Origin of the sequence: Cupriavidus malaysiensis (assembly GCF_001854325.1) — a bacterium.
Classification (GTDB): domain Bacteria; phylum Pseudomonadota; class Gammaproteobacteria; order Burkholderiales; family Burkholderiaceae; genus Cupriavidus; species Cupriavidus malaysiensis.
The window spans coordinates 1,112,519-1,138,755 of sequence record NZ_CP017754.1 but is presented as its reverse complement, the minus strand read 5'-3'; the positions used below and the strand labels follow the sequence as shown (position 1 = coordinate 1,138,755).

At 70.0% G+C, this 26,237-nt stretch carries 20 protein-coding genes; 14 read left to right on the top strand and 6 right to left on the bottom strand.

Going from position 1 to position 26,237, the window contains the following annotated elements:
• Window positions 1-88: 88 nt before the first annotated feature.
• Complete coding sequence (locus BKK80_RS04960) at window positions 89-1,117, top strand: bile acid:sodium symporter family protein (RefSeq protein ID WP_071011277.1); 1,029 nt, start codon at window positions 89-91, stop codon at window positions 1,115-1,117.
• A 131-nt stretch (window positions 1,118-1,248) separates the two neighbouring features.
• Here the strand turns inward: BKK80_RS04960 and BKK80_RS04955 are convergent, their stop codons facing one another.
• A complete protein-coding gene (locus tag BKK80_RS04955; protein ID WP_071011276.1) occupies window positions 1,249-2,796 on the bottom strand; it encodes an N-acetylmuramoyl-L-alanine amidase in 1,548 nt (515 codons plus the stop codon).
• Entirely contained in the window at window positions 2,790-3,302 is a 513-nt protein-coding gene (tsaE, locus tag BKK80_RS04950) for a tRNA (adenosine(37)-N6)-threonylcarbamoyltransferase complex ATPase subunit type 1 TsaE (RefSeq protein ID WP_071011274.1), read from the bottom strand. The genes BKK80_RS04955 and tsaE overlap by 7 nt, the downstream gene beginning before the upstream one ends.
• 16 nt (window positions 3,303-3,318) lie before the next feature.
• Here tsaE and queG point away from each other — a divergent pair, with 16 nt between their 5' ends.
• Entirely contained in the window at window positions 3,319-4,545 is a 1,227-nt protein-coding gene (gene queG / locus BKK80_RS04945; RefSeq protein WP_071011273.1) for a tRNA epoxyqueuosine(34) reductase QueG, read from the top strand.
• Here queG and BKK80_RS04940 read toward each other — a convergent pair.
• On the bottom strand, window positions 4,542-5,435 hold the full coding sequence (locus tag BKK80_RS04940; RefSeq protein ID WP_071011271.1) for an AEC family transporter: 894 nt from the start codon (window positions 5,433-5,435) through the stop codon (window positions 4,542-4,544). The two genes, queG and BKK80_RS04940, sit on opposite strands and share 4 nt — an antisense overlap.
• A 181-nt stretch (window positions 5,436-5,616) precedes the next feature.
• Between BKK80_RS04940 and BKK80_RS04935 the strand changes: the two genes are divergently transcribed.
• From BKK80_RS04935 to xerD, 4 genes are all read left to right on the top strand, one after another.
• The gene (locus tag BKK80_RS04935; RefSeq protein ID WP_071011269.1) at window positions 5,617-6,237 is read left to right on the top strand and encodes a chalcone isomerase family protein; all 621 of its coding nucleotides are present in this window, start codon (window positions 5,617-5,619) and stop codon (window positions 6,235-6,237) included.
• A gap of 287 nt (window positions 6,238-6,524) precedes the next feature.
• Window positions 6,525-7,496 carry a tripartite tricarboxylate transporter substrate binding protein BugE gene (locus tag BKK80_RS04930; protein ID WP_071011268.1) on the top strand — a complete coding sequence of 324 codons (972 nt, stop codon included), beginning with the start codon at window positions 6,525-6,527 and terminating at the stop codon, window positions 7,494-7,496.
• Between the two features lie 340 nt (window positions 7,497-7,836).
• On the top strand, window positions 7,837-8,313 hold the full coding sequence (locus tag BKK80_RS04925) for a methylated-DNA--[protein]-cysteine S-methyltransferase (protein WP_071016096.1): 477 nt from the start codon (window positions 7,837-7,839) through the stop codon (window positions 8,311-8,313).
• Window positions 8,310-9,254, top strand: coding sequence for a site-specific tyrosine recombinase XerD (gene xerD / locus BKK80_RS04920; protein WP_071011266.1), 945 nt, complete (start codon window positions 8,310-8,312; stop codon window positions 9,252-9,254). The genes BKK80_RS04925 and xerD overlap by 4 nt, the downstream gene beginning before the upstream one ends.
• Here xerD and BKK80_RS04915 read toward each other — a convergent pair.
• Window positions 9,251-9,949, bottom strand: a complete 699-nt coding sequence (locus BKK80_RS04915; RefSeq protein WP_071011264.1) for a GntR family transcriptional regulator — start codon at window positions 9,947-9,949, stop codon at window positions 9,251-9,253. The genes xerD and BKK80_RS04915 overlap by 4 nt on opposite strands.
• Window positions 9,950-10,236: 287 nt before the next feature.
• Between BKK80_RS04915 and BKK80_RS04910 the strand changes: the two genes are divergently transcribed.
• The 4 genes from BKK80_RS04910 (at window position 10,237) to plsY (ending at window position 14,112) form a co-directional block, all read left to right on the top strand.
• Complete coding sequence (locus BKK80_RS04910; RefSeq protein WP_071068657.1) at window positions 10,237-11,658, top strand: amidase; 1,422 nt, start codon at window positions 10,237-10,239, stop codon at window positions 11,656-11,658.
• 64 nt (window positions 11,659-11,722) lie between these two features.
• Window positions 11,723-12,733, top strand: a complete 1,011-nt coding sequence (locus BKK80_RS04905) for a Bug family tripartite tricarboxylate transporter substrate binding protein (protein WP_084545480.1) — start codon at window positions 11,723-11,725, stop codon at window positions 12,731-12,733.
• A 97-nt stretch (window positions 12,734-12,830) separates the two neighbouring features.
• Entirely contained in the window at window positions 12,831-13,325 is a 495-nt protein-coding gene (locus BKK80_RS04900) for an aminoacyl-tRNA deacylase (RefSeq protein ID WP_071011261.1), read from the top strand.
• Window positions 13,326-13,500: 175 nt separating this feature from the next.
• Window positions 13,501-14,112, top strand: coding sequence for a glycerol-3-phosphate 1-O-acyltransferase PlsY (plsY, locus tag BKK80_RS04895; protein ID WP_071011260.1), 612 nt, complete (start codon window positions 13,501-13,503; stop codon window positions 14,110-14,112).
• Window positions 14,113-14,268: 156 nt separating this feature from the next.
• Here plsY and BKK80_RS04890 read toward each other — a convergent pair whose 3' ends face one another.
• On the bottom strand, window positions 14,269-15,552 hold the full coding sequence (locus BKK80_RS04890) for an ATP-binding protein (protein WP_071011258.1): 1,284 nt from the start codon (window positions 15,550-15,552) through the stop codon (window positions 14,269-14,271).
• A complete protein-coding gene (locus BKK80_RS04885) occupies window positions 15,549-16,280 on the bottom strand; it encodes a response regulator (RefSeq protein WP_071011256.1) in 732 nt (243 codons plus the stop codon). The genes BKK80_RS04890 and BKK80_RS04885 overlap by 4 nt, the downstream gene beginning before the upstream one ends.
• Before the next feature lie 345 nt (window positions 16,281-16,625).
• Here BKK80_RS04885 and BKK80_RS04880 point away from each other — a divergent pair, with 345 nt between their 5' ends.
• Genes BKK80_RS04880 through BKK80_RS04865 form a run of 4 tightly spaced genes read left to right on the top strand, consistent with a single transcriptional unit; the run spans window position 16,626 to window position 26,191 of the window.
• Entirely contained in the window at window positions 16,626-18,113 is a 1,488-nt protein-coding gene (locus BKK80_RS04880; protein WP_071068656.1) for an MdtA/MuxA family multidrug efflux RND transporter periplasmic adaptor subunit, read from the top strand.
• Between the two features lie 9 nt (window positions 18,114-18,122).
• The gene (locus tag BKK80_RS04875) at window positions 18,123-21,284 is read left to right on the top strand and encodes an MdtB/MuxB family multidrug efflux RND transporter permease subunit (protein ID WP_071037459.1); all 3,162 of its coding nucleotides are present in this window, start codon (window positions 18,123-18,125) and stop codon (window positions 21,282-21,284) included.
• Window positions 21,281-24,580: an efflux RND transporter permease subunit gene (locus BKK80_RS04870; RefSeq protein WP_071068655.1), complete on the top strand. Its 3,300-nt coding sequence runs from the start codon at window positions 21,281-21,283 to the stop codon at window positions 24,578-24,580. Before BKK80_RS04875 ends, BKK80_RS04870 begins: the two co-directional genes overlap by 4 nt.
• A 9-nt stretch (window positions 24,581-24,589) precedes the next feature.
• Complete coding sequence (locus tag BKK80_RS04865; RefSeq protein WP_418235881.1) at window positions 24,590-26,191, top strand: efflux transporter outer membrane subunit; 1,602 nt, start codon at window positions 24,590-24,592, stop codon at window positions 26,189-26,191.
• Window positions 26,192-26,237: the final 46 nt, after the last annotated feature.

The following is a 26,237-nucleotide window of genomic DNA, read 5'->3' as shown; positions in this document are numbered from 1 at the left end:
TCGATGGCGTTCAATACCACCCAGTCCGTCTTTCCCTCTCTTTAGCGGTCCTTAGCCGTCCTTAGCCATCTTCAGCCGCCCCACCCACATGTCCACCCTGCTCTTTCCTTTCAAGAAACTGTATGCGTTGATCGACGGCTTCATCCTGGTGATGCTGACCGCGATCGGCATCGCCCTGCTGGCGCCGGAGATCGGCACCGGTGATGGTCCGCTGCATCTCGGCCTGGTCACCAACCTCGGTGTCGCACTGGTGTTCTTCCTGCACGGCGCGGCGCTGTCGCGCGACAAGCTGGTTGCCGGGGCGCGCCACTGGCGCCTGCACCTGTTCGTGCAGAGCTTCACCTTCGTGGTCTTCCCCATCGTGGGCGTGGCGCTGATGATCGGTCTGCGCAAGGTGCTGCCGCCCGAGCTGCTGCTCGGCGTGTTCTACCTGTGCGCGCTGCCGTCCACGGTGTCGTCGTCGGTGGCGATGACTTCGATGGCACGCGGCAACGTGCCGGCCGCCATCTTCAACGCGACCATCTCCGGCCTGATCGGCATGCTGGTGACGCCGCTGCTGATGGGCCTGGTGATCAGCGCCAGCGGCGCCTCGATGCCGCTGGGCAAGGCCCTGCTCGGCGTGGCGCTGCAACTGCTGCTGCCGTTCGCGCTGGGCCAGGTTGCGCGCCCGCTGATCGGCAACTGGCTGGCCAAGAAGAAGCAGGTCACCAACAAGATCGACCGCGGCGTGATCGTGCTGATCGTCTACTCCTCGTTCTGCGATGCCACCGCCGCCGGCCTCTGGCACAAGTACCACTGGCAGATGATCGCCAGCGTGATGGCCCTGGCCGCCGTGCTGCTGTTCGTGATCCTGTGCACCACCACCTTCACCGCGCGCCGCATGGGCTTCCCGGTCGAGGACGAGATCACGGCGGTGTTCTGCGGCTCGAAGAAGAGCCTGGCCAACGGCATCCCGATGGCCAAGATCCTGTTCGCCGGGCACCCCGCCCTGGGCCTGCTGGTGCTGCCGCTGATGGTCTACCACCAGCTGCAGCTGATCGTCTGCTCGGTGATCGCCTCGCGCTACGCCAACCGTGACGAGGCCAGGAACCCGGGTGCCGCGCCGGTGCGCGCCTGAATCCGACCCTCCCGCGCGGCCCCGGCCGCATGCAGGACGGGGCGCCCTTGGGCGCCCCGTCTTGTTTTGTTGTGCCACGCACGGCCGGCCGGTGTCCTGGGATTGGCCCAGGGCTTCAGCGCCTCAGATCATCAGACCGAAGGGTTCTTGGACAGCGGCGGATTGCGCGCGAAGTAGTTGCGGATGCCGCGCAGGATGGCGTTGGCCAGCTGTTCCTGGTGGCTGTCGTCGTTGAGCTTGCGCTCTTCCTCGGGATTGCTGATGAAGGCGGTCTCGACCAGGATGGACGGGATGTCCGGCGCCTTCAGCACGGCGAAGGCGGCCTGCTCGACGCTGCCCTTGTGCAGCCGGTTGACGCCGCCGATCTCGCCCAGCACGGACTTGCCGAGCTGCAGGCTGTCGTTGATCTGCGCCGTGGTGGACAGGTCCAGCAGCACGCGCGCGACCTGTGCATCCTTGTTGCTCATATTGGCGCCGCCGATCAGGTCGGCGGAGTTTTCCTTGTTGGCCAGCCAGCGCGCCGCGCTGCTCGAGGCACCGCGCTCGGACAGCGCGAACACCGAGGCACCGCGCGCCTCCGGCGACAGGAAGGCATCGGCGTGGATGGAAACGAACAGGTCGGCCTGCACGCGGCGGGCCTTCTGCACGCGCACGTTGAGCGGCACGAAGAAATCGGCATCGCGCGTCATCATCGCGCGCATATTGGGCTGGGCGTCGATCTTGGCGCGCAGGCGGCTGGCGATCTGCAGCACCACGTCCTTCTCGCGCGAGCCGGCCGCGCCGATCGCACCAGGATCCTCGCCGCCGTGGCCGGGGTCGATGGCCACCGTCAGCAGGCGGCGCATCTTGAGCGGGCGCTCGGCGGGGATATTGGCCTGCGCCATCGGCGGCGGCGCCGCGGGCGCGGACGGAGCACGCTCGGGTGCCGGGACCGGTGCGGGCCTCGGCCTGGCCGCGGCCATCGGCGGCAGCGGCGGCGGTGCCGTCGTGCCGGCCGGGCCCTTCTCGTCGAAGCGCCGCACCAGGGCACCGATGGCATCCTCCTCGCCCGCACCCTGGGCACCCGCGATGGCGGCGCTGCCCAGGCCGCCCGCGCCGGCGGCGGCCGTGCCGTCCGCCAGCGGGGGCGCCGCCTCGGCGTAGCGCCGCTGCTTGTCCTCGGTTTCGCGCACCAGCTTCCACAGCGGGTCGGGCGGATTGACCGGGTAGAGGTCGAACACCAGGCGATTGCGGTAATTGCCGATCGGCGCCAGCGTGAACACCTGGGGCGTGACGTCTTCCTTCAGGTCGAACACCAGGCGGACCACGCGCGGGCGGTTCTGGCCGACGCGCACGCTCTGGATATAGGGATCGTTGGGGGTGACCTTGGCCACCAGCTCGCGCAGCGTGGGCGAGAGGTCGAGGCCGTCGACGTCCACCACCAGGCGATCCGGATTGCGCACCATCTGGTGCACCGCCGCCAGCGGCGCATCGGATTCGATGGTGACGCGCGTGTAGTCTTCGGCGGGCCAGACCCGCACCGCCACGATGCCGGCGCCGCGCGCGATCTGCGTGCCGGCCAGCGTCAGCACCACCGTGCCGGCGCCCGCCTTCAGGCATTGCGCCATCCATTTGCGGCGGGCCGGCAGCAGGCCGTCTGGTCCATCGGGTCGGTCGGTGGCGAGTCGCTTGATCAGCATGCGTTCAGCAAGGTCAGTCCAGTGGGAGTATAGGCGCGCAGCAAGGCGATGCGCCCCTCGGCTGCGATATCGGCCGCGGCCGTGTCCGTTTGAAGCAACAGATGCAGGTCTGGTTCCCCGAGCAGGGTGCCGGCCTTCTCCGGCCATTCGACCAGGCTCAGGGCCGGCTCCGCGAAGCAGTCGCGGAAACCGGCGTCGATCCACTCCTCGGGGTCGGCGAAGCGGTAGAGGTCGAAGTGGTAGACCGTCAGCGGCGAGCCGTCGGCGCGCGCCACCTGGTAGGGCTCGCACAGCGTGTAGGTGGGACTGCGCACCTTGCCCGCATGGCCCAGCGCCCGCAGGATGGCGCGCGACAGCGTGGTCTTGCCCGCGCCGAGGTCGCCGGACAGTTGCACATGGATGGCCTGGGGCGGCAGGATGCGCACCGCCTGGGCGAGCGCGGCGCCGAGGGCGGCGGTGGCCGTCTCGTCGGGCAGGGGCAGGGAGCGTTCTTCGAGCAGGGGCATTGCGTACAATTCAGGGATGATCGACCGAGTCGCAGAAGCGCCAGCCGCCTCCTCTTCACGCGCCGCCGGCGCGCCGGCCGGGACCGGTGACGGCCACGGCACCGCAACCGTGCCCGCCGCCGCCGGGCTGGCGGCGCTCGCCCAGTCCATCCGCGGCTGGGGTGCCGAGCTGGGCTTCGATGCGGTGCGCATCGCCGACGTCGACCTCAGCCATGCCGAAGCCGGGCTGCTGGAATGGCTGGCGCAGGGCTTTCACGGCGACATGGATTATATGGCGAACCACGGCACCAGGCGCGCGCGGCCGGCCGAACTGGTGCCCGGCACGGTGCGCGCCATCGTGGCCCGCATGCCCTACCTGCCGGCCGGCACCGGCGACGGCTGGCGCCGCAGCGAGCTGGCGCGGCTGGACGACCCGGCCACCGCGGTGATTTCCCTGTATGCGCGCGGACGCGACTACCACAAGGTGCTGCGCAGCCGCCTGCAGGCGCTGGCCAGCCGCATCGAGGCGGCCATCGGGCCGTTCGGCTACCGCGTCTTCACCGACTCGGCGCCGGTGATGGAGGTCGCGCTGGCCGGCAACGGCGGGCTCGGCTGGCGCGGCAAGCATACGCTGCTGCTCGACCGCGCCGCCGGTTCGATGTTCTTCCTGGGCGAGATCCTGGTCGACATCGCGCTACCGGCCGACCCGCCGGAACCCGGTCACTGCGGCCAGTGCCGGCGCTGCCTGGACATCTGCCCGACCCAGGCCATCCTGGCACCCTACCGGCTCGACGCGCGCCGCTGCATCTCCTACCTGACCATCGAGCACAAGGGCGCGATCCCCGAGGCGCTGCGCGCGCCGATGGGCAACCGCGTCTACGGCTGCGACGATTGCCAGCTGGCCTGCCCCTGGAACAAGTTCGCGCGGCGCGCCACGCTGCCCGATTTCGATGTGCGCAACGGCTTCGACGCCCCGGACATGGCCGAACTGTTCGGCTGGAGCGAGGCGGAATTCAACCAGCGGCTGGAGGGCAGCCCGATCCGCCGCATCGGCCACGAGCGCTGGCTGCGCAACCTGGCGGTGGGACTGGGCAACAGCCTGCGCGCGGCGAGCGCGGCCGAAGGCGGCGATGCCGCCCTCGCCGCGCGCCTGCGCGCCGCCCTGGCGGCGCGCAGGGACAGCGCCAGCCCGCTGGTGCGCGAGCACATCGACTGGGCCCTGGCGCAGGACCGCGCAGCGGCCGCCGGGCCCGGCGGCAACTAGACCAGCAAGGCCATCCAGAACGGCATCGTGACGATGGCACCGACCGTCATCGCCGAGATGGTGGCCGCCACCATTGGGCCGTTACCGCCCATGCGCACTGCCAGGATGTAGCAGCTCGAGGCGGTCGGCAGCGAGGCGTACAGCACCACCATCTGCAATTGCAGCGGGGTCAGCGGCAAGTGGCGGCCGACCAGCCAGGCAAACGCCGGCATGGCGACCAGCTTCACCACGGTCCACCAGGTCATGGCGCCCACCGAGCCGCTCGCGGCGCGCAGCTGCAGGCCCGCGCCGACGGTGATCAGGCCTAGCGCGGTCGAGGCCGAGCCGAGCCGGTTCAAGGTGGTCGCCAGCACCTCCGGCGCGTGCAGCCCCAGCAGGTTGGTGCCCAGCCCCGCCGCGGTGGCCAGGATCAGCGGGTTGCGCGCCAGTTCGGCGAGCAGCCGCGATTCGCCATGGCGCGCCAGCGCCCACACCGCCACCACATTGGCCAGCGGCACGGTGAAGCCCACCAGCAGGGCCATCATGGCCAGGCCGGTGCCGCCGCCCAGGCGCGCAGCCAGGGCCAGGCCGATGTAGGAATTGAAACGGAAGGCGGTCTGCAGGCCGGAGGCGAAGGCGACCGGGTCCGGGCGCAGCACCCACCTGACCGCGTAGCCGGCCGCCATGCCGAAACCCATCACCAGCAGCCCCAGGCCGAGCATGGCCGAGGTGGAGGAGAAATCCAGCTGGGCACTGTTGGTCGATTGCAGCAGAAGCGCCGGGAACAGCACGAAATAGACCAGGCGCTCGACGCCGGACCAGAACACGCGGTCGAACGAGGTATAGCGCACCAGCAGCCATCCGATCAGGATCAGGCTGAAGTCGGGCAACAGCAGCAAGGCGGAGGACATGTCGGCCTTCTTGTCTTTATTGTTCTGGTCGGGCCGTGTGCGGCCGCTGTGGTCCGGGGGGCGGGCCTTGGCTGATGAGCGCACGCCACTTGCTGAAATGTGCGCCCTAGGGCAGATACGGATAGGTATTGTTCCAGATTTCCGGCAGCATGACACACTTTGCCGTACCTTTCTTGCCGCAATGCCGTCCGGTAGCACCCTTCCCAAGCCGCTGCGCGCCAGCCGCCGCCAGCTTGCCGCGCGATGCGCGGCGGCCGCGCTGCTGTGCCTGGCGGCAAGCGGCGCAAGCGCCGGCATGATCGCGGGGCTGCGCCTGGACGACGCCGCCCGGGTCGGCGGCAGGACACTGCAGCTCAATGGTGCCGGCCTGCGCGCGGGCTTCCTCGACAAGGGCTATGTCGCCGCGCTCTACCTGCCCGAGAAGGTCCGCAACGCCACCATGGTGCTGGGCGGCAGCGGGCCCAAGCGCCTGCAGATCCGCCCGCTGCGCGAAGTCGAGCCCGACACCTTCATCAAGGCGCTCGACAAGGGGCTGCGCATCAACCTGAGCGAATCGCAGCGCCAGCAGATCCATGACCGGCTGACACAGTTCGGCCTCACCATGAACCTGATCGGCACGGCCCACAAGGGCGATGTGATCGATATCGATTTCACCCCGGACACCGGCATGGTGGTGGCCATCAACGGCACGCCGCGCGGCCGGCCGATCCCGGGCGAGGATTTCTACCAGGCGGTGCTGCGCACCTACCTGGGCAACAACCCGGTCGACCGCGAACTCAAGCGCGGCCTGCTCGGTGGCTAGTGTCCTGAGTCTTGAATTCGTGGAAGCACTAAGTCTGTCGGGAAGACGCGCGAGGCCAGGAACGAAACGCAGCAAGGCTGGAGCCTTGCGAGCATTCGTGACGACGCATCGCGTGGCTTGTCGGCTGACTGAGTCCACGAATTTGTGATTCAGGACCTCAGCTCCGCGGCACCGAACGGCGCATGACAAAGGTCCGGCGCGCCACCCGCCACCTGCGCACGCGGCACGCCGGTTTTCACACCCCGGGCCCGACCCTGGCCCGGACCTCAGACGGGAGACACGATCTCATGCACAAGCACAGCAACATCGCACTGGCCCTGGCGCTGGCCGCCAGCGCTTCCTTCGCGCAGGCGCAGAGCTACCCCAGCAAGCCGATCCGCCTCATCATCCCGTTCGCACCCGGCGGCACCACCGACATCGTCGGCCGCGGCGCGGCCGACCAGATGAGCCGCATCCTGGGCCAGCCGGTGGTGGTCGAGAACCGCGCCGGCGGCGGCGGCTCGATCGGCGCCGACGCGATCGCCAAGGCGGCGCCGGACGGCTACACCATCGGCATCTCGACCGTGTCGACCATGGCGGTCAACCCCGCCTGCAACCCGCGCCTGCCGTTCGACCCGATCAAGGACTTCAAGCCCATCACCAACCTGGCCAACGTGGCCAACGTGATCGCCGTCAACCCGAACTTCCCGGCCAAGAGCTACAAGGAATTCCTGGCCGTGCTGAAGGCCAATCCGGGCAAGTATTCCTACGCCTCGTCCGGCACCTGCGGCTTCGGCCATATGCTCGGCGAGCAGTTCAAGGTTGCGACCAAGACCTTCATCGTGCACGTGCCCTACCGCGGCGCCGGCCCGGCCCTGAACGACGTGATCGCCGGCCAGGTGCCCATCATGATGGACAACCTGCCCTCCTCCATGCCCTTCATCAAGGCCGGCAAGCTGCGCCCGATCGTGGTGGCCTGGAACAAGCGCATCGACACCATGCCCGATGTGCCGACCTTCGCCGAAGTCGGCCTGAAGGAGCCGAACGATCCGGCCTGGTACGGCCTGGTGGCACCGGCCGGCACGCCCGACGAAGTCATCGCCAAGCTGCATGACGCCGCCGTCAAGGCGCTGCAGGACAAGGGCTTCCAGGAACGCCTGCGCGCCGCCGGCGCCGAGCCGTCCGGCAACACGCCGGCGCAGCACGCGGCCGAGATCAAGAAGGAATTCGAGAAGATGAAGAACCTGGTCAAGGTGCAGAACATCAAGCTGGAGCAGTAAGCGGGCCGGCAGGGAGAGCCCTCCCCTAGCCGTGCCTGGCGGTGCCTCGGCGCCGCCAGGCTGCAGGCTCCAAGGCCCTTTTGAAGCCCCCTTGGCCGGGGGCTTTTTTCATTGGCGTTCGCCGGCAGCGCGGAACGCTCTGGTCCATTGCGTCAGGGAGAGCGAAAGCGCCCCCCAAGAACGTACCCGCGCGGCAGTGCAGGTCGCAGGCCAGGTGCAAAGCGCCGCCATGGCACGGCGATGGCGAGCCCTTGCGGCGCTGCATGCGGCCCGGGGCGCTGTCGAGCGGGGCTGCCCTTCACCTGATGCAGTGGACTAGAATGCCCGCATGCCATCCCTGATTCCTGCCCGCTTCGACGCCATCCTGCCGGCCCCCTTCGGCAGGGTGGGCGTGCGCGCGGACGCCGCCGGCATCCGCGAGATCGCCTACCTGCCGCCGGATACGCCCGTCAAGGCGAGCGCGGACGCGCTGGTGTGCCGGCTGGCCGCGCAGCTCGAGGCCTACTACGCCGACCCCGACGCCCCCTTCGACCTGCCGCTGGCCCTGGCCGGCACCGGTTTCCGCCAGCGTGTGTGGGAGGCCATCCGCGCGGTGCCGCGCGGCGCCACCACCACCTACGGCACGATCGCCCGACAGCTCGACAGCATGCCGCGCGCGGTTGGCCAGGCCTGCGGCGACAACCCGCTGCCGCTGGTGATTCCCTGCCATCGCGTGGTCAGCCAGCAGGGGCTGGGCGGCTTCGCCCACCACAGCTCGGGCTACCTGCTGGACGTCAAGCACTGGCTGCTGCGCCACGAAGGCGTGCTGCTGCTATGAACCATCCGCAGGACCTGGGCGAGGCGCTGGCCGCGGCGGAGCCGGCCCCCGCCGACACCGCGCTGATCGAGCGCTTCTGCGACGCGCTGTGGCTCGAGGACGGGCTGTCGCGCAATACCATCGATGCCTACCGCCGCGACCTGACCCTGCTGGCGCGCTGGCTGCGCCATAGCGGCGGCGGCGAACTGACCGGCGTCGACGATACGGCGCTGGGGGCCTATTTCGCCGCGCGCCACCACGACACGCTGGCATCGTCGGCCAACCGGCGGCTGACGGTGTTCAAGCGCTTCTTCCGCTGGGCCCTGCGCGAACACCTGATCGCGGCCGATCCCTGCCTGCTGCTGCGCCCGGCCAAGCAGCCGCCGCGCTTCCCCAAGACGCTCAGCGAGGCCCAGGTCGAGGCGCTGCTGGACGCGCCCGACACCGCCGCGCCGCTCGGCCTGCGCGACCGCACCATGCTGGAGCTGATGTACGCCAGCGGCCTGCGCGTGTCCGAGCTGACGCAGATGCGCACGGTGGAGATCGGCCTGAACGAGGGCGTGGCGCGCGTGGTGGGCGGCAAGGGCGGCAAGGAACGCCTGGTGCCCTTCGGCCTGCAGGCCGGCGACTGGCTGCGCCGCTACCTGGCCGAAGCCCGGCCGGCGCTGCTGGCCGGGCGCGCCTGCGACGCGCTGTTCGTCACGCAGCGCGGCGAGGGCATGACACGCCAGGCCTTCTGGCACCTGATCAAGCGCCATGCGCGCGAGGCCGGCATCCATGCGCCGCTGTCGCCGCACACGCTGCGCCATGCCTTCGCCACCCACCTGCTGAACCATGGCGCCGACCTGCGCGTGGTACAGCTGCTGCTGGGCCACGCCGACATCTCCACCACGCAGATCTATACCCACGTCGCGCGCGAGCGGCTGCGCGAACTGCACCGCCACCATCACCCGCGCGGTTAGTCCTGGTTCTTGGATGGATGGACCCAGTCCTCGCCGCCGGCACCCAGGGCGCGCAGGCGCGCCATCGAATTGCGGATGTGCGCGCGCGCCAGTGCCTCGGCCGCCTCGCCGTCGCCCTGCTCGATCGACTCGACGATGCGCAGGTGCTCGTCGATCGCCGTGCGCGCGCGGTCTGCCTCGAACAGCACGCGCGGCGCGAACACCTGCGAGGTCATATGGACGATCGGCAGCTGACGTGACAGGTAGGCATTGTCGGCCAGCTCGATGATGGTGGCGTGGAAGTCCACATTGGCCGCGGTGTACACCTGCGGCTGCCACGGCGCCAGGGCCTCGCGCTGGCGCGCGACGATGGCGCGCAGGGCAGCGCCGGCACGCTCACCAAGGCGCTGCGCGGCGAGCCGGGCGGCCAGCCCGTCCACCATCTCGCGCAGGGCGTAGGCATCCATCAGCTGCTTGAAGTCGGCGTTGACGACGTTGACGCCGCGCGCCGTCTCGGCGCTGACCAGGCCTTCGCGCTCCAGCAGCCGCAGCGCCTCGCGCAGCGGCGTGCGGCTGATCTTCAGGTCTGCCGAGATCTCCACCTGCCGCAGTGGCTTGCCGGGCGGATAGTCGCCCCGGTAGATACGCTCCCGCAGGACCTGCGCCACCTCCTCCACCAGACGCACCCGGTTCTGCCACGCGAACGTTTCGTCCATCTTCCCCCTCGCCTAGTCTTCTTGTCTCTGTCGCCGTGCCCCTGCTGCCATTGCGCCATTGCGCCGTGCCACTGTGTCCGCGCCGGCGATCCGGCACCGGACAGGACCGGGCGGGCGACGCCGATCCGCGCAGTTTACAAGGGCCGCCCGCGCGTCTACTATAGGTCGGAATCCTGTATTCTGGATCCAGAATACAGAAATGCGATACACAAACAAGAGGGGATGGCGGGAGCGCGGTGCCCAGCGAGCCGCCCGGCCGGACGCCCTCGCCGTCGGAGACTGCCTCGATGCACGAGGATCCCTGCCTCTTGCCCGCCACCGTGCTGCGCGAGCGCATCGCGCGCCGCGAGCTGTCGCCGGTGGAGCTGACCGAAGCCGTGCTGGCGCGAGCCGCCCGGCTCCAGCCCGAACTGAACTGCTTCATCACCTTGTGCGCCGAGCAGGCCATGGGCGCCGCGCGCGCCGCCGAGCAGGCGCAGATGGCGGGCCGGGCGACGGGGCTGCTGCACGGCATTCCCTTCACCGTCAAGGACATCGTCAACACGCAGGGGGTGCGCACCACCTTCGGCGCGCTGCCTCACCAGCACAATGTGCCGGCGCAGGACGCGGTCTCGGTGGCGCGCCTGCGCGCGCAGGGCGCCATCCTGATCGGCAAGACCACCACGCCCGAGTTCGGCTCCAAGTGCCTGACCGATTCGCCGCTGTTCGGCCGCACCCGCAACGCCTGGAGCGCCGCGCGCACCTGCGGCGGCTCCAGCGGCGGTGCCGCGGTGGCGGTGGCGAGCGGCATCGCGCCGCTGGCGGTCGCCACCGACGGCGGCGGCTCGACGCGCATCCCGGCCGCCTGCAACGGCGTGGTCGGCATCAAGCAAAGCCAGGGCGTGATCCCGCACAGCCAGGCCCAGGACCTGTTCGGCAACCAGACCTATGTCACGCCGACCACCCGCACCGTGGCCGACACCGGCCTGATGATGCAGGTCATGGCTGGCGAGCACGAGTGCGATCCCTGGTCGATCGGCGTGCCCAAGCCCGACTATCTCGAGGCCGCGCAGGCGCGCGGCGACCTGCGCGGCCGCCGCGTGCTGTACTGCCTGGCGCCGCCCGGACGCCCGGTGGCGGCCGATGTGGCACGCGCCTTCGAGGCCAGCCTGCACCGCCTGGAGACGCTCGGCGCCGAGCTGGAGCCGTTCTCCGGTGAGGGCTTCGATGTCGAGCCGATCTGGCGCGCCATCAACCACACGGTCTGGCGTACGCGCTTCGCCCCCATCGTGGCGGCCCACGGCGACCAGCTCAGCGACACCTTCAAGCGTCAGATCGAATCGGCGGCGGCCTTCAGCGGCGTGCAATACCAGCAGGCCATGTTCGAGCGCTCGGCCCTGTTCCTGCGCGTGCAGGCCCTGCTGCAGCGCGCCGACCTGCTGGCCATGCCCACGCTGACGCGCACCGCGCTGCCGCTCGACCAGGACCTGTTCGGCACCATCGATATCGACGGGCAGTCGCTGGAGAACGTGCGCGCGCACTGGTTCCCCTGGACCATGCCCTTCAACATGACCGGCCACCCCGCCATCAGCCTGCCCTGCGGCTTCGGCGACGACGGCCTGCCGGTCGGCCTGCAGCTGGTCGGCCGCTTCCGCCAGGACGCGATGCTGCTGCGCGCCGCCGCCCTGTTCGAATCGACCCACGACCTGCTGGCGCGCTGGCCCGGCTGAACGCTGCTGCCGCCGCACCCTCTCCTTTCCGCCCAACCGCACAGCGCCCGCCCCCGCCTCCATCATGAAGACCGCCATCCGTCGCCCCATCCGTCGCCGATTCCTGCTCCACGCCGTGGCCCTGTCCGCCTGCGCGGCCGCCGTCGCCACCCTGCCGCGCCCGGCCGCGGCCGAGGATGACACGCCCATGCGCATCATCGTCGGCTATGCGCCGGGCGGCGCCGCCGACAGCCTGGCCCGCATCTATGCCGAGCAACTGCGCCAGGACGGCCACGGCACGGTCATCGTCGAGAACCGCCCCGGCGCCTCGGCGCGGCTGGCGCTGGACTACGTCAAGCGCGCCAGGCCGGACGGCAAGACGGTCTTCATCGGCCCCTCGCCGCTGTTCACCATCTTCCCGCTGACCTACCGCAAGCTCTCCTACGACGCGGACAAGGACCTGGTGCCGGCCGCCCTGCTTACCGAGGTGCCGACCGTGGTCGCCGCCGGCGTGCACCAGCCGTACCGGAACATGAAGGAATACCTGGCCTGGGCCAGGCAGAACCCGTCCAAGGCCAGCCTTGGCCTGGCGACCATCGGCAGCGCCGGCCACCTGGGCGCGGTGGCGCTCGGCACGGCGACCGGGACGCAGATCACGCCGGTGGCCTACCGCGGTGCCTCGCCGATGCTGGTCGACGTGGTGGGCGGCAATGTCTCCATCGGCTGGGACGCGGTGGCGAGCATGATGCAGCTGTACAAGGGCGGCAAGCTGCAGTTCCTCGGCGTCAGCGGCACGCGGCGCGCCAAGGCCTTGCCCGAGGTGCCCACGCTGAAGGAGCAGGGCTTCGACCAGTTCGAGTTCGCCACCAGCTGGTACGGCGCCTTCCTTCCGGCCGGCACGCCGCCGGAGGTGGTCGCCAGCGTCGGCAAGATGTTCGTGGCGGCGTCCGGCAACGCCACCACGGCCGCCAAGCTGGAAGCCCTGGGCCTGGAGGTGGATGCCAAGCCGGGCAGCGAAGCACAGCGCCGCATCAAGGCGGAGCGCGCCGCCTGGAAGCCCATCGTCGAGGCCACCGGCTTCGTCGCCGAGGACTGAGGCGGCGGGCGGCCGACGATCGCCGGCCGCGAGCACCGGCCGCGAGCACCGGGCCCGCCTCGTGTATCCTTCTCGCGATCGGGCAGCCCACCGCACCATGAGCAAGAACAAGCACGTTTCCGAAACGCCGGCCACGCAGATGCTGCGCCAGCACCGCATCGCCTTCGGCGAGCACGTCTACGACTACGTCGACCACGGCGGCACCGGCGAGTCCGCGCGCCAGCTCGGCGTACCCGAGCACGATGTGGTCAAAACCCTGATCATGGAGGACGAGCGCGCGCAGCCGCTGGTGGTGCTGATGCACGGCGACTGCTCGGTCTCCACCAAGAACCTGGCGCGGCAGATCGGCTGCAAGAGCGTGCAGCCATGCAAGCCCGAGGTGGCGCAGCGCCACAGCGGCTACCTGGTGGGCGGCACCTCGCCCTTCGGCACGCGCAAGCGCATGCCGGTCTACGTGGAAGCCAGCGTGCTCGAGCTCGAACGCATCTACATCAACGGCGGCAAGCGCGGCTACCTGGTCAGCCTGGCCCCGGCCGCGCTGACCGGCCTGCTGGGCGCGACGCCTGTGCAGTGCGCGCTGCTGGACGGCTGAGCACGGCCGGCCGCAGCACCCCCGTTTCGCCCGGAGGAAACGCGGTTGGAGCGCGGTTGGAGCGCGGTTGGAGCGCGGCTGAAACGCGGCTAAGGGAAGTCACCAAGACCGCGCCGGCCTTGCCGTGCTTCCCGCCGCGCTACAATCGCGCCCAGCTTCAGCACAGACTCCCCACATGGCCAACCTGCTCTTCGCCCTCGCCGCCTACCTGATCGGTTCGATTTCCTTTGCCGTCGTCGTCAGCAAGGCGATGGGCCTGCCGGACCCGCATACCTACGGCTCCGGCAATCCCGGCGCCACCAATGTGCTGCGCTCGGGCAGCAAGAAGGCCGCCGTGCTGACGCTGCTGGGCGACGCCCTCAAGGGCTGGGTCGCGGTCTGGCTGGCGCAGAAGTTCGGCCCCGCCTACGGCGTCGACGAGACCGGCGTCGCGCTGGTCGCGGGCGCGGTGTTCCTCGGCCACCTGTTCCCCGTCTTCTTCCGTTTCGCCGGCGGCAAGGGCGTGGCCACCGCGGCCGGCATCCTGTTCGCCATCCATCCGCTGCTGGGCGCTGGCACGCTGGCGACCTGGCTGCTGATCGCCTTCTTCTTCCGCTACTCCTCGCTGGCCGCGCTGATCGCGGCGGTGTTCGCGCCCTTCTTCTATGTGCTGATGTTCGGCACCGACGTCACGGCCGGCGCCGTGCTGCTGATCGCCGTGCTGCTGATCGTGCGGCACCGGCAGAACATCGCCAAGCTGCTGGCGGGCAAGGAAAGCCGCATCGGGGAGAAGAAGAAGGCGCAGTGATCGGGGGGGAAGGCGCCGGCGGATTGCGGGCGCCTGCCCTCTCCCCCGGCCCCTCTCCCGCTTGCGGGAGAGGGGCGCGAACCTACGCGAGAGAAACCTCACTGCGCCGGTCGAAGCCGCTGGCGGCCAGCCCCAGCCAGCCCCCTCCCCTACGCCTCAGGCCGCCTGCGCCACCGGCGCGAACGGAAACACCATCTCCACCATCAGCCCGCCTTCGGGCCGGTTGCGTAAGGCCAGCTTGCCGCCGGATTGCCGCACCAGCCGGTCGACGATGGCGAGGCCCAGCCCCGAGTGGGCATTGCCGCCGCGCGCGGGATCGAGGCGCACGAAAGGCAGGGTGACGCGCTCGACGGCGTCGGTCGGGATGCCCGGCCCGCTGTCTTCGACGATCAGGTGCCAGCCGTCGGCCTGCCGCTGGGTGGCGATGCGCACTGGCGGCAGGCCGTAGGCATAGGCGTTGTCGACGAGGTTGCCGACGATGCGGTCGAGCTGGGTGGCGATCAGGCGGAAGCCTTCGCCGGCCGCCAGTGCCAGTTCCACCGGGCGGTCCTGCTCGGACAGCGAGGCGGCCAGCTCGGTCATGCGCTTGTCCACCGGCACCGGGCGCGCCGCCGGCTCGCCGCTCTGCGCGAAGGTGAGAAATTGTTCGACGATGGCCGACATCGACTCCACGTCACGCGTGACGCCGGCCGCCGCCTTCGGATCGGACAGCATTTCCGCGCGCAGGCGCAGGCGCGCCAGCGGCGTCTTGAGGTCATGGGCGATGCCCGCCAGCATGGTATTGCGCTCCTGGTCGATGCGCGCCAGGTCGGACACCATCTGGTTGAAGCGCTGGATCAGCTGGCGCAGTTCGTGCGGCCCGCGCTCGCGCAGCGGCTGGACCCCGCCCTGCTGGCGCGCCAGGCGCTCGGCGGCCCCGGCCATGTCGCGCACCGGCCGCTGGATCTGCCAGGCGACCAGCAGGGCGAACACCATGGCCACGCCCACCACCAGGATCACACCCGGCACCAGCCGGTTGTCGGGCGGCGGATTGACCACCCACAGCATCGGCATGGCGATCCACTCGTGCCGTGTCGGCAGCTTGATCCACAGGCGCGGCGTGCTCTCCTCCTCGACGCGCAACTGGGTTCCGGCCGGCAGGCGGCGCGAGAACTGTTCGACCAGCCGGCGCGAGCGCCCGCCCTTGGGGGCGGTGGCATGCTCGGCCGCGCTGGCCGAGCCGGCCACCTCGACCAGGCTGGGCAGCGGCAGCGGCGGCCTGGCGTCCAGGGCGTGCTCGATGCTGTTGAGCTGGAACAGCATCTGTTCGACCGAATAGTCCACCTGCTGCTGGCGCCGATCCATGCGCAGGATGGCCAGCCAGGAGAAATGGCTGATCACCAGCACGGCGGCGATCAGCAGCGCCATGCGGCCGAAAAGCGTGTCGATGCGTAACTTCATTGCGTGCCGGGATCGGCCTCGTCCGGAACAAAGGTATAGCCGCGCCCGCGCACCGTCTGGATATAGCGCGGGCGCTGGGCATCCTCGTCGAGCAGGCGGCGCAGCCGCCAGATCTGCACGTCGATGCCACGGTCGCTGATGCCGCTGGCGGTGCCGTACATCGACTCGACGATGCGTTCACGCGACATCACTTCGAGCGGATGCATCAGCAGCAGCTTCAACAGCGCGAACTCGGTGTCGCTGATCGCCACGTCCTCGCTGCCGCGCGCCAGCGAGCGCTGGCGGAAATTGACGCGGAAGGGGCCGAAGCCGATCGATTCGCGGTCCTCCGGCGCCGCCGCGGGCCGCGGCAGCTTGCGGCGCAGCACCGCGTTGATGCGGGCCAGCAGTTCGCGCGGGGAGAACGGCTTGCCGAGATAATCGTCGGCACCGATCTCCAGCCCTACGATGCGATCGATCTCGTCGCTGCGCGCGGTCAGCAGGATCACCGGGATGTCGTCGTTCTTGGCGCGCAGGTTGCGCAGCGCGGTGAGGCCGTCGGTCTTCGGCATCATCAGGTCGAGCACGATCAGCGCGGGCCGCTCGCGCTCGAGCCGGGCCGCAAGCCCGTCTCCATCGTGCAGCACGGATACGGCGAATCCTTGCTGGCTCAGGTATTCGCGCAGCAGGTCGCGCAGTTCGGGATCGTCGTCGACGACCAGGATCTGGGTAGGCTGGGTGGCTCGCATAGGCACATGATAATCAGACTGCTCGGCACGGGATGTTGCTTTTGTTTCCGCACATTACACCCCCGGGCTGCGCGTAATCGTCTGTAATATTTGCCTCAGAGTTCGAAATACATGCGCCCGGGTCCGCACATTATGCTAGCGCTATATCCGATGCCGCCCAGCCGCGCCTGACACCCGGCCCCTTCCGACCCCAACCGCGAAGCGTCGATGCGGCACATGCGCGCAGACCCCATGGGCCGGACCGTCCGTCCGGCCGGTCTGCCATTGCGTTACGGCATACTGCCGCTTCCTCCTTCTTCGAACCCGTGCCGATGCGCGCAGCGCGTCGCCCCCTGGATCCCAGACATGGCTCAACCTGAACAAGACCCGTCGCTCAATCCGCCTCCGGCAGCCACCGGGCAGCGCGCGCGCTCGCCCCGCCGCAAGCTGATCGCCGTCGTGGTGCTGGCCGCGCTGGCGGCAGGCGGCTGGTACTGGGCCAAGCACCGTGCCGGCCAGAGCGCCGATGCCGCCGCCGGCGCCTCGGCCCCGGCGGGGCGCGGCGCGCCGGGCGGCCGCGGTGGTCCCGGCGGCCCGGGGGGCCCGGGCGGTATGCCGCGCTCTCCGGTGGTGGTCAGCCGCGTGCTGCAGCGCGACATGCCGGTGGTGCTGAACGGCCTCGGCAACGTCACACCGGTGGCCAACGTGACCGTCCATGTCCAGGTCTCGGGCCCGATGCTGCGCGTCCTGTTCAAGGAAGGACAGATGGTCAAGGCCGGCGACGTGCTGGCCGAGATCGACCCGCGCCCCTTCCAGGCCACGCTCGACCAGGCCGTGGGCACGCTGGCGCGCGACCGCGCGCTGCTCGACAACGCGCGCCTGGACCAGCAGCGCTACCGCACCCTGCTGGCCCAGGATTCGGTCTCCAAGCAGCAGGCCGACACCCAGGACGCGCTGGTGCGCCAGTACGAGGGCACGGTCAAGACCGACCAGGGCAATGTGGACAGTGCCCGCCTGCAACTCGGCTACACGCGCATCCTGGCGCCGGTATCGGGCCGCATCGGCCTGCGCCAGGTCGATCCCGGCAATATCGTCAGCCCCAGCGACACCAACGGCATCGCGCTGATCACCCAGGTCGCGCCGATCGCCGTGCTCTACACCATTCCAGAGGACAACCTGCCGACCGTGCTGCGGCGCCTGAACGCCGGCGAGAAGCTGCCGGTGGTGGCCTTCGACCGCCAGGCCCGCAACAAGCTGGCCGAGGGCGAACTGCTGACCACCGACAACCAGATCGACACCACCACCGGCACGGTCAAGCTCAAGGCCATCTTCCCCAATGCCGACGGCATGCTGTTCCCCAACCAGTTCGTCAACGTGCGCACGCGCGTCGACACCTTGCAAGACGCTACCGTGATCCCGGTGGCCGCCGTGCAGCGCGGCCAGCAGGGCACCTTCGTCTACGTGGTGGACGGCAACAGCCAGGTCAAGTCGCAGCCGGTCACGCTGGGCCCGGGCGACGACAATCACGTCTCGGTCTCCAAGGGCCTGCAGCCGGGCCAGCGCGTGGTGGTCGACGGCGCCGACCGGCTCAAGGACGGCATGACGGTGGAGACGGTCGACCCGGCGGCGCGCGCCGCCGAGCTGGTGCCGGCCAGCCAGCCGCGCGGGCGGCGCCATCGCCGCGAGGGCGCCAGCGGCGCCAGCGCAGGCGGTGCCAGCGCGGGCGATGCCAGCGCGGGCGCGGCGGCTGGTACGGGCGGTGCCGAGCGCCGCCGCCGCGGCGGCGACGGGGCCTCCGGTGCATCCGCCGCGGCCGCCGCCCCGCACGGCGGCGCGGCGCCGGCCCGACAGTAAGGACCGCGCATGAACCCGTCACGCCTGTTCATCGAGCGACCGGTGGCCACCGCGCTGCTGATGCTCGCCATCCTGCTGTCCGGCCTGGTGGCCTTCAAGCTGCTGCCGCTGTCGGCGCTGCCCGAGGTGGACTACCCGACCATCCAGGTCACCACGCTCTACCCCGGTGCCAGCCCCGACGTGATGACCTCGTCGATCACGGCCCCGCTGGAGCGCCAGTTCGGCCAGATGCCGGGCCTCAAGCAGATGTCGTCGACCTCCTCGGGCGGCGCCTCGGTGATCACGCTGCAGTTCGAGCTGACGCTGTCGCTCGACGTGGCCGAGCAGGAGGTGCAGGCGGCCATCAACGCCGGCGGCAACCTGCTGCCGGCCGACCTGCCGATGCCGCCGGTCTACAGCAAGGTCAACCCGGCCGACGCGCCGATCCTGACGCTGGGCATCACCTCCGACACCCTGCCGCTGCCCAAGCTGCAGGACATGGTCGACACGCGCGTGGCGCAGAAGATCTCGCAGGTGCAGGGCGTCGGCCTGGTCACGCTCAGCGGCGGCCAGCGCCCGGCGGTGCGCGTGCAGGCCAACCCGACCGCGCTGGCCTCGCTCGGCATGTCGATCGACGACCTGCGCACGGCCATCGGCAGCGCCAACGTCAACGGCTCCAAGGGCAGCTTCGACGGCCCTGCGCGGGCCTCCACCATCGACGCCAACGACCAGCTCAAGTCGGCCGACGAATACAAGCAGATCATCGTCGGCTACCAGAACGGCGCGCCGATCCGCATCACCGACGTCGCCAACATCGTCGACGGCGCCGAGAATACCCGCCTGGCGGCCTGGTCCAACGACAAGCCTGCCATCATCATGAACATCCAGCGCCAGCCCGGCGCCAACGTCATCGAGGTGGTGGACCGCATCAAGACGCTGCTGCCGCAGCTGCAGAAGTCCCTGCCGGCGGCGGTGCACGTGCAACTGCTGACCGACCGCACCACCACCATCCGCGCCTCGGTGCGCGACGTGGAATTCGAACTGCTGCTGGCGGTGGCGCTGGTGGTGATGGTGATCTTCGTCTTCCTGCGCAACGTGCCGGCCACCATCATCCCGGGCGTGGCCGTGCCGCTGTCGCTGGTCGGCACCTTCGGCGTGATGTACCTGGCCGGCTTCTCGATCAATAACCTGACACTGATGGCGCTGACCATCGCCACCGGCTTCGTGGTGGACGATGCGATCGTGATGATCGAGAACATCATGCGCTACATCGAGGAGGGCGAGAAACCGATGGCGGCGGCCCTCAAGGGCTCCAGGCAGATCGGCTTCACCATCATCTCGCTGACCTTCTCGCTGGTGGCCGTGCTGATCCCGCTGCTGTTCATGGGCGACGTGGTCGGCCGCCTGTTCCGCGAATTCGCCATCACGCTGGCGGTGTCGATCCTGATCTCGGCGGTGGTATCGCTGACGTTGACGCCGATGATGTGCGCGCGCCTGCTGTACCACGTGCCGGAAGAAGAGCTGTCGCGCTTCCACCGCGCCACCGGCCGCTTCTTCGACGACGTGATCGCCAGCTACGGCCGCGCGCTCGAGTGGGTGCTGGACCGCCAGAAGAGCACGCTGCTGGTGGCCATCGGCACCCTCGTGCTGACCGTGCTGCTGTACCTGGCGGTGCCCAAGGGCTTCTTCCCGGTGCAGGACACCGGCGTGATCCAGGCCATCACCGAAGCTTCGCAGAGCACCTCGTTCCCGGCCATGGCGCAGAAGCAGGAAGCAGTGGCCAAGGTGGTGCTGCAGGACCCGGCAGTGGAGAGCCTGTCGTCCTTCATCGGCGTGGACGGCACCAACGCCACGCTGAATGCCGGCCGCATGCTGATCAACCTGAAGCCCAAGGACCAGCGCAGCGACAGCATCGAGGACATCGCGCGCCGCCTGCAGGCCTCGGTCGAGAAGCTGGGCGGCATCTCGCTATACCTGCAGCCGGTGCAGGACCTGACCATCGAGGACCGCGTGGCGCGCACGCAGTACCAGTTCACGGTGCAGGATCCCGACCCCGCCAACCTGGCCACCTGGGTGCCGCGGCTGGTCGAGCGGCTCAAGCAGGAGCCGGAGATGCGCGATGTCGCCAGCGACCTGCAGAACAACGGCATGCGCGCCTACGTGGAGATCGACCGCGACGCCGCCGCGCGCTTCGGCATCACCACCGCGGTGATCGACAGCGCGCTGTACAGCGCCTACGGCCAGCGCCTGGTGTCCACCATCTTCACGCAGTCCAACCAGTACCGCGTGGTGCTGGAGACCATGCCCGAGTTCCGCACCGGCCCGCAATCGCTGTCCGAGCTGCGCCTGCCCTCCTCCTCGGGCGGCCAAGTGCCGCTCGGCTCGGTGGCGCGCATCAGCGAACGCACCGGCCCGCTGGCGATCAACCACCAGGGCCAGTTCCCCTCCTCCACCATCTCGTTCAACCTCGCGCCGGGCGCCTCGCTGGGCGCGGCAGTGGACAAGATCAGCAAGGTGGAGCAGGAGATCGGCCTGCCGATCTCGATGCAGACCGACTTCCAGGGCGCCGCGCTGGCTTTCCGCGCCTCGCTGTCGAACACGCTGTGGCTGATCCTGGCGGCGGTGGTGACCATGTACATCGTGCTCGGCGTGCTGTACGAAAGCACCATCCACCCGGTCACCATCCTGTCGACGCTGCCCTCGGCCGGGGTCGGCGCGCTGCTGGCGCTGCTGGTGTCGGGCCAGGACCTCGGCATCATCGCCATCATCGGCATCATCCTGCTGATCGGCATCGTCAAGAAGAACGCCATCATGATGATCGACTTCGCGCTCGAAGCCGAGCGCGAAGGCGGCATGAAGCCGCGCGATGCCATCTTCCAGGCCTGCCTGCTGCGCTTCCGCCCCATCCTGATGACGACCATGGCGGCGCTGCTGGCGGCGGTGCCGCTGATGCTGGGCACCGGCATCGGCTCGGAGCTGCGCCGGCCGCTGGGCATCACCATGGTGGGCGGCCTGCTGGTCAGCCAGGTGCTGACGCTGTTCACCACGCCGGTCATCTACCTGGCCTTCGACCGCATCGCCGCGCGCCTTGCGGCCTGGCGCCGCCGCCACATCGGCGATCCGGGCAACCCGGACGACGAGGGTGACGGTGGCTGGGGCGGCGGCGTGCCCGAACCGGCGGAGCCGCGATGAACCTGTCCGCTCCGTTCATCCGCCGCCCGGTCGCCACGGCGCTGCTGACGCTGGGCATCCTGCTGGCGGGCCTGGCGGCGCTGCGCATGCTGCCGGTGTCGCCGCTGCCGCAGGTGGACTTCCCCACCATCTCGGTATCGGCCTCGCTGCCGGGCGCCAGCCCCGAAACCATGGCCGCGACCGTGGCCACGCCGCTGGAGCGCGCGCTCGGCGCCATCGCCGGCGTCAACGAGATCACCTCGTCGAGCTCGCTCGGCTCGACCCGCGTGACGCTGCAGTTCGACCTGTCGCGCGACATCGACGGTGCCGCGCGCGACGTGCAGGCCGCCATCAATGCCGCGCGCGGCACGCTGCCCACCAGCCTGCCGAGCAACCCGACCTACCGCAAGGTCAATCCGGCCGACGCGCCGATCATGATCATCGGCCTGACCTCGCCGACCATGACGCGGGGGCAGCTCTACGACGCCGCGTCCACCATCCTGGCGCAGAAGCTGTCACAGATCGAGGGCGTCGGCCAGGTCACGGTGGGCGGCGCCTCGCTGCCGGCGGTGCGCGTGGAGCTGAACCCGCACGCGCTGAACAAGTACGGCATCGCGCTGGAAGACGTGCGCAACACCATCAGCGCCACCAACGCCAACCGCCCGCTCGGCACGGTCGAGAGCGCCGCCAGGAACTGGCAGGTCTACGCCAACGACCAGGCCCGCACGGCGGCCGAGTACGCACCGCTGATCATCCGCTACGCCACGCCGGGCACCTACTCGTCGACCTCGGCCGGCGCGCTGATCGCCAGCACCGCCAACGCCACCGCAGGCGGCGGCGTCAGCACCAAGACGATCAACGGCGTCACCATCACCACCATCACCACCAGCAGCGGCACCAGCACCATCAGCAGCGGGGCCACCGGCGGCAACGCCGCGGGCAAGGGCCCCAGATCCTTCTCGGTGCCGGTGCGGCTGTCCGACGTGGCGACCATCGTCGACTCGGTGGAGGACATCCGCAACGCTGGCTCGGCCAATGGCAAGCCCTCGGTGCTGCTGGTGCTCAACCGCTCGCCGGGCGCCAACATCATCGAGACGGTCGACCGCGTCACCGCCGTGCTGCCGCAGCTGCAGAAGATGATCCCCGCGGCCATCCAGATGGACGTGATGATGGACCGCACCCCCACCATCCGTGCCTCGCTGCGCGAGGTCGAGCACACGCTGATGATCTCGGTGGCGCTGGTCGTCATGGTGGTCTTCCTGTTCCTGCGCAATGTGCGCGCCACGCTGATCCCCAGCGTGGCGGTGCCGGTCTCGCTGATCGGCACCTTCACCGTGATGTACCTGGCCGGCTTCAGCCTGAACAACCTGTCGCTGATGGCCCTGACCATCGCCACCGGCTTCGTGGTGGACGATGCCATCGTGGTGCTGGAGAACATCTCGCGCCACATCGAGGCGGGCATGAAGCCGATGGCCGCCGCGCTGCGCGGCGCGCGCGAGGTCGGCTTCACCGTGCTGTCGATGAGCCTGTCGCTGATCGCCGTGTTCATCCCGCTGCTGATGATGGGCGGCATCGTCGGCCGCCTGTTCCAGGAATTCGCCATCACGCTGTCGGTGGCCATCCTGGTCTCGCTGGTGATCTCGCTGACGACCACGCCGATGATGTGCGCGCGCCTGCTCAAGAGCGCCGAGCCGGAGAAGCAGGGCCGCTTCTTCCAGGCCAGCGAGCGGGCCTTCGACTGGATGCACAGAGGCTATGCCCGCTCCCTGGACCTCGCGCTGCGCCACAGCAAGCTGGTGTGGCTGATCCTGCTGGCCACGGTGGGATTGAACGTCTATCTCTACACCGCGGTGCCCAAGGGCTTCTTCCCGCAGCAGGACACCGGGCGCCTGATCGGCTTCATCCGCGCCGACCAGGCCACCTCGTTCCAGGCCATGCGCATCAAGCTGGACAACTTCATCCACATCGTCCAGTCCGATCCGGCGGTGGTCAACGTGACCGGCTTCACCGGCGGCTCGCAGCGCAACACCGGGCAGATGTTCGTCACGCTCAAGCCCTTGTCCGAGCGCAAGGAAAGCGCCGACCAGGTGATCGCGCGGCTGCGCGGCAAGCTGGCCAAGGAGCCGGGCGCCAGCCTGTTCCTGCAGTCGGTGCAGGACATCCGCATCGGCGGGCGCCAGAGCAGCTCGCAGTACCAGTTCACCCTGCAGTCTGACGACCTGCAGATGCTGCGCGACTGGGAGCCCAAGGTGCGCGCGGCGCTCTCCAATATCAAGGGCATCGAGGACGTCGACACCGACACCAACGACAAGGGCCTGCAGACCTCGGTCATCATCGACCGCGACACCGCCTCCAAGCTGGGCGTCACCACGCAGCAGGTCGATGCCGTCCTCAACGACGCCTTCGGCCAGCGCCAGGTGGCCACCATCTACAACCCGCTGAACCAGTACCGGGTGGTGATGGAGCTGAGCCAGGAGTACCTGCAGAGCCCGCAGGCGCTCAAGGACGTCTACGTGGTCACGGGCGGCGGCAAGCGCGTGCCGCTGGCGGCCTTCGCGCGGGTGCTGCCGACCAGCACCCCGCTGGGTGTCAACCACCAGGGCCAGTTCGCCGCCTCCACCATCTCGTTCAACCTGGCCGAGGGCTTCTCGCTGTCGCAGGCCACCGAGGCGGTGCAGCAGGCGATGGCGCGCATCGGCGCGCCGGAGACGCTGCGCGCCAGCTTCCAGGGCAGCGCACGCGCCTTCCAGGACTCGCTCAGCAGCCAGCCGCTGCTGATCCTGGCGGCGCTGATCACGATCTACATCGTGCTCGGCATGCTGTACGAGAGCTACGTGCACCCGCTGACCATCCTGTCGACGCTGCCGTCGGCCGGGGTCGGCGCGCTGCTGGCGCTGCTGGCCACGGGCACGGACTTCACCATCATCGCGCTGATCGGCGTGATCCTGCTGATCGGCATTGTCAAGAAGAACGCGATCATGATGATCGACTTCGCCATCGACGCCGAGCGCCGCGAAGGCCTGTCGCCGCAGGAGGCGATCTACCGTGCCTGCCTGCTGCGCTTCCGCCCCATCCTGATGACCACCATGGCCGCGCTGCTGGGCGCGGTGCCGCTGGCGCTGGGCCACGGCGACGGTGCCGAGCTGCGCGCGCCGCTCGGCATCTCCATCGTCGGTGGCCTGGTGATGAGCCAGCTGCTGACGCTGTACACCACGCCGGTCGTCTACCTGACGCTCGACCGCCTGCGCCTCAAGGTGCTGGCCTGGCGCCGCCGCCGTGCCGGCCCCGGCGCGCGTCCCGCCGGACTCGAATCCTGAATGCGATACATGAACGCCTCCCTCCGCCCCTTCCGACGCCACGCCCCGCTGGCCCTGGCCTGCGCCCTGTTCCTGGCCGGCTGCGCGGTCGGTCCCGACTATCACCGGCCCGACGCGCCGATCGCCCCCGCCTTCAAGGAGGCCGGCGGCGCCGGCAGCGCGGCGGCGGCGGCGGACACGTCGCAATGGGGTGAGTGGAAGCCGGCCGACCCGCAGGATGCCAGCGAGCGCGGCCGCTGGTGGTCCATCTTCGGCGACTCCGACCTCGACCGGCTGATGGCGCAGGTGCAGATCTCCAACCAGAACATCAAGGCGGCCGAGGCACAGTACCGCCAGGCGCAGGCCTTGCTGCAATCGTCGCGCGCGGGCTACTTCCCCACCGTGGGCGCCTCCGCCAACGCCAGCCGCAGCAGCAGCGGCAACGGCGGCATCAGCGGCAACGCGACGCGCATCGCCAACAGCCAGAGCGCCGCGCTGACGGCGAGCTGGGAGCCCGACCTGTGGGGCAAGGTGCGGCGCCAGGTGGAGAGCAGCGAAGCCAGCGCGCAGGCGAGCGCCTCGACGCTGGCCTCGACCCTGCTGTCGACCCAGGCCACGCTGGCGCAGACCTACTTCCTGCTGCGCATCACCGACCAGCAGAAGGCGCTGCTCGACCACACCGTGGCCGACTACGCGCGCTCGCTGCAGCTCGTGCAGAACCAGTATGCGGCCGGCACCGCCCAGCGCTCCGACGTGCTGCAGTCCCAAACCCAGCTCAAGAGCGCCCAGGCCCAGCAGATCGACATCCAGATCACGCGTGCGCAGTACGAGCATGCCATCGCCATGCTGACCGGCAAGCCGCCCGCCTCGTTCTCGCTGCCCCCGCGCGACTTCACCGCGCGGGTGCCGCATGTGCCGCTGGCGCTGCCGTCCGCCCTGCTCGAGCGCCGCCCCGACATCGGCGCCGCCGAGCGCCAGATGGCCGCCGCCAACGCGCAGATCGGCGTGGCGCAGGCCGCCTTCTATCCCACCCTGACGCTGTCAGCCTCGGGCGGCCTGTCGGCGGCCACGCTGGCGCGCTGGCTGTCGCTGCCCGACCGCGTCTGGTCGCTCGGCCCGGCACTGGCCGGCACGCTGTTCGACGGCGGCCTGCGCAGCGCGGCCAAGGCCCAGGCGGTGGCCGCCTACGACCAGTCGGTGGCCAACTACCGCCAGGCCGTGCTGGCCGCCTTCCAGGAAGTCGAGGACAACCTCGCCGCGACGCGCCTGCTGTCACAGGAGGCGACGGTGCAGAACGACGCCCTGCGCTCGGCGCGCGAGGCGCTGTCGCTGGTCAACAACCGCTATCGCGCCGGCACCGCCGCGCTGCTCGACGTCCTGACCGCGCAGACCACGGCCTACAACGCCGAGGTGACGGCGCTGACCATCTACGGGCGCCAGCTCACCTCCAGCGTGGTGCTGATGCGCGCGCTGGGCGGCGGCTGGCACGTGGAAGGCGCCGCGCCCGCCGGGGCGGGCGGAGCCCTCCCAGCCGGCGCCGCGCCGGCTGCCGCCACACCGGCGTGGACGCCGCTGGCCCGCGCGGATCAGCCCGCGGCGCAGGGCACGGCACAGGCAACGACCAAGGAATAACGAGGCGGCACTGGGGCCGCGCCCGCTGCCCGCTGCCCGCTGCCCG